Annotated in this window: 3 protein-coding genes; all 3 read right to left on the bottom strand. The window is 45.1% G+C overall.

The genetic code is table 11. From position 1 onward, the window contains the following. On the bottom strand, positions 1 to 2,119 hold a 2,119-nt coding region (locus AC1DSE_RS31130), incomplete at its 3' end, for a LamG-like jellyroll fold domain-containing protein (protein ID WP_477528760.1). A gap of 126 nt (positions 2,120 to 2,245) precedes the next feature. Further along, the gene (locus AC1DSE_RS31135) at positions 2,246 to 3,703 is read right to left on the bottom strand and encodes a leucyl aminopeptidase family protein (RefSeq protein WP_477509729.1); all 1,458 of its coding nucleotides are present in this window, start codon (positions 3,701 to 3,703) and stop codon (positions 2,246 to 2,248) included. A gap of 12 nt (positions 3,704 to 3,715) precedes the next feature. Then, a partial coding sequence (locus AC1DSE_RS31140; protein ID WP_477528761.1) for a glycosyl hydrolase-related protein occupies positions 3,716 to 4,305 on the bottom strand: 590 nt, incomplete at its 5' end.

The raw sequence follows: 4,305 nt of genomic DNA on the forward strand, positions 1-4,305 counted from the left end.
TACCTGATGTCAGTCCATTCATGACCATAAAATATTCCATGTCTGTGGAGTTGAAAAACGACTCTGTATCTGGCAGAGGTTCAAAAAAACCAAGCATTACATCGCCATTAAGTCCACCATGAACGCTGGAGTTTTTCGAAACTACACTTCTTAAATAAGGATGCTTTAGCTGAGTATTCTTATCGAATATTGGTGTTTCTCTAGGCGTTAGGTTTTTAACGATTCTTCCGTTCGAATCCTTATGTTGCCCCGGCAAAATAGAGACATCTGTGCTATTGAGCCGTACAAGATGYGGTCCAAGGTTGCTTATTTGCCTTGCCATTTCGGCATATTGCTCATATTGCTTTGTAGGTTTACCATCCTTGTCAAAAAACAAGAAAGTGTTGCTGTCATACTCCCAGCGGAACATGCTGAGCCATTTGCCGCCCATCGTCAATGTGGCGAACGGAACGCCGTATATTTGAGATTCAGTTATAATATATGGACCTACATCTGCAGGAATCTCACCTGTCTTGAAGCCAAGCAAATATTGYCCGAAAGCGATCGGACTTTGCCCGGTTCCGTCATAGCCCTTAAGTGCAATCGTTCTTTGGTCATTAATGTTATTGACGATTGTTGTAAATAGATTGTTGTCCGAGCCTCTCGTTGAGAATAAATAATCGTCGAATGTGAGCAGGTCAGGTTCGGCCGTACGAATGTACGTTTCATAATCGTCCCTTTGCCATTGACGCGATTGTTGGTTGCTGTGAGCGAGGACATCCGGATAAAGTTTGTGGCTTAGCTTGAACCACTCCGTAAAGGTTTTCAAGATCCCTTCGTTGTAGTTTTCTTCATCTCCAAATGATATCGTAATCAGCTTATCTACATTAGTTTTTTGCGCATCACTCAAAAATCCCGTCATATCTTTTTCTTTCGGACCGCCTCCCAAGCCATCTCCGAATGCCCCTTTTACAAACGACCATTGTGCTTCTGGCATCTGGTTATGGAACATTTGGTTATAGCCCGGATATTCGTAATAGGTAGCCGTAGTAAAATGACTGTTTTTCCATTCCTCTGCACTAGCGTATTTCCGACCTGATTGATCCGTTGTCATCCACGTCTGCATTTGCAGCCCTTTATCAATCAAAACTCTGCTCGCGCGAGATAACGTTYTTGGTGGAATAACAGTTACAGTCCTCACTTTGGTAACCGAATCTCCTGCTTGGTTAGATACCGTATAGTTCACTTTGTAGATGCCGCCTTTACTCGTATCGACAAGACCAGTCGTTTGAATATCGGCCGTAATATCTCCGTCCTTTGAATCGGATGCTTGTGCTCCGTTCTCCACATAGGTATCGTTCAAAGATAAACTCAATTCCGAATGACCGTTTAACGAAATAATAGGCCAATTAAAACCCGGAACCTGTTTCATTTCCTCATCTGTCAGAGCCTTGTCATAAATTTCGAATTCGTCGATGAGCCCCGGCCACGCATTTGTCACTTCCGGCTCTCGGTCAGCTCCAATCCGAAAATCACCACTATTCGATACTAATAACGTATCGTCCGTAGCAGCTTCGAACGCACCATTGACATAAAGCTTAACCTGGTCACCCTCTCTGCTAAGGGCAACATGGTACCACTTTTTAGGCTCAATTAATGTTGCTCCGATCGTCGTTTTTCCGCCAAGAGAGGATTGTAATCTACCATCAGCTCTGCGTGATAGCAGCGTTTCTCCGCCCTCACCTTGCTGCTGAACAATGACAACGTCTCTGTTTGTATAGGTTGAATTGAAATTGACAAGCAGGCTCATAGAGAAATCGCTGCCTGTATTTATTAAATTCTGATTCGGTACAGTGGCGTAACTAAGATAACCATTTAACAATAAGGCTTTTCCTACCTTTCCGCTTCCTATTGCAGCATCGGTAAGGATAGCATTATTCCGCTTCAACGTGTCCGGAGATATTCCCTCCTTCGACACTTCATCAAATTTCCATTCACCAACTAAACCGGAAATCGTCGTAGGTTGACTGCTATCATCAGCATAAGCAATAGCATGAGGAAAACCGATACTGATACAGCTAATCCATAAACTCATAACCAAAACCATGCTAACCAATCTCTTATTTCTCATAAGCAACATAAATAACCTCCTACATTCATTTGATAGAATAATAAATTCAACGCTCACCCACTTGTTGTTTAATGTTATATATGTATTTGTTTGCGTTTACAAAAAAATAAATAAAGAGGAGGATTACCCTCCTTTTTATCTCGACATCACAAACGAAGCCAACATTCTCGCGCCGAAGCCGGTCGCACCGATAGCCTGCTGGCCACTTGCGGAGGATGAATCTTTGGGACCATTCATGTCGATATGTGCCCATTTCAATGAAGGATGGACAAACTTGCGTAAGAACAGTGCCGCTGAAATCGCACCTCCCCCATCACCGCTGCTAATGTTGCAGACATCGGCATATGTGCTATCCAAATACGATTCGTATTCATCTACCAATGGCAGCTGCCATACTTTCTCGCCAAACGGCTCACCTGCATTTTTACACAACCCCACCAACTCGTCGTCGCCGAGGATACCTGCAATCTTCGTTCCTAGTGCGCCTACGACAGCGTAAGTTAACGTTGCCATATCGATCGCTTCCACTGCCCCTATTCGATGAGCATGGATCAACGCATCAGCCAGTATGAGTCGGCCTTCCGAATCGGTATTGCCTACTTGAACGGTTAGGCCATTCGCATATCGGATTACATCACTCGGTAGTAAGCTGTTCCCTGATATAACATTCTCTGCAGTCGGCACCAACACCGCTATGTTGGCGGACGCACCGCACTTAACGACGATATCCAGCGCCCCAAGCACACCTGCCGCACCGGCCATATCCATCCTCATACTGCTAATATCGTAATCTTTTTTAAGGCTGATTCCTCCGGTGTCGAACGTAATTCCTTTGCCAATTAGAGCTGTAAGCGGCTTTGACTCATCCGTACAATAGCGAAGTTCGATAAAAGCAGGCGCATATACGCTTCCTTTACCAACCGCTATTACGCCGGCAAAACCTTGCCTCTCCAACTCCTCGCCAGTGTAGACATTAATCTCCACACCCGTTCCGGCAAAACGCTCCATCACTTTGTCCATAAGTTCTAACGGGCGCAAATAGTTGGCTGGCTCATTCGCAAGATCGCGCGCCCAGATCGTACCTTCAGCATGAATTTCCCCTTGGCGAATAGCCTCCTGGATCTGCAAACCGGTCTGTCCATCGAAAGAAAGGATCGGGATTTCCAGCTTATCTGACTTCGTCTTATATTTATCGAAGGAATACGTACCCAGTTTCCAACCTTCCACCCATGCCGAGATAGCTTCTGCTTCTTGATCGGATGCTATATTGGCATCCCACAGCGCTTGAAAAGAAACATGCACACGACCACATTTCTCTTTGGCTGCTGCTCTTCCCGTGTTGCCGGCTGCTTCCCTAATCCGAACAGGGTGAATTAGCGAGGCGTCACCCATACCTACGATAACAACATCCGGTTGTCCTAGACGACCATAGAACCACGTTATTGCATCTTTGGCGCCCATATGCGGTCTCAATACTGACACATCGAACAGATGCCGGACTCGCGGCAGATCCAGAATCCGTTCTACATTTTGTTCATAAACCGGATAAATTAAGGTTTGTGTAGTCTTTTCTGCTTGCTGATCGATACTCACCGGACAACCCTCCTATTGTTCAAATTCAATACATAGGCTCGCGACGCCAAAAGCCATAACCTCAAAACCTATTTGTGATTCATTAATGAATACTTCCCCCTCAACTAGAGGACATTCTAACGTATCGACAAAATAAGCTTTGCTCACTTTGCGGCATAACTCCAGCTTTACCGAGGATGTGTTTCCTTCGGTTTCATACACGCGAATAATCCATCGATTAACAGCTTGATCGCTCTCAGGCATCTTGATCGCAGAGATTGCAATCGTTCCTTCAATTAATTGCAAGAAGCTTTGTGTTGTTGGCCAATCTCCATTACTTGCAGCCGCTGAGATGTATTGGAGCGGAAGATGATAATGGGAGGATTGTTCAATCAATTGCTGGTTTTTAGAAGCATCAACTACACAAATACTTAAACGAATGCGATGAACCCCTGTATTCGGATAAGCATCCGGGCCATATGAGCCCCGCAGCAGTGTGACGGAAAGGGCTCGATCCATACCTCGGAATCCATATTTACAATCCGATAGAAGCATAATTGCTCTACCCTTCTCATGGTTCGAAGGAACCCCGAGAGCCCAACTGTTGGCAGGTACGTCTAAGT

The sequence above is a fragment of the Paenibacillus sp. 01L418 genome, assembly GCF_056400045.1.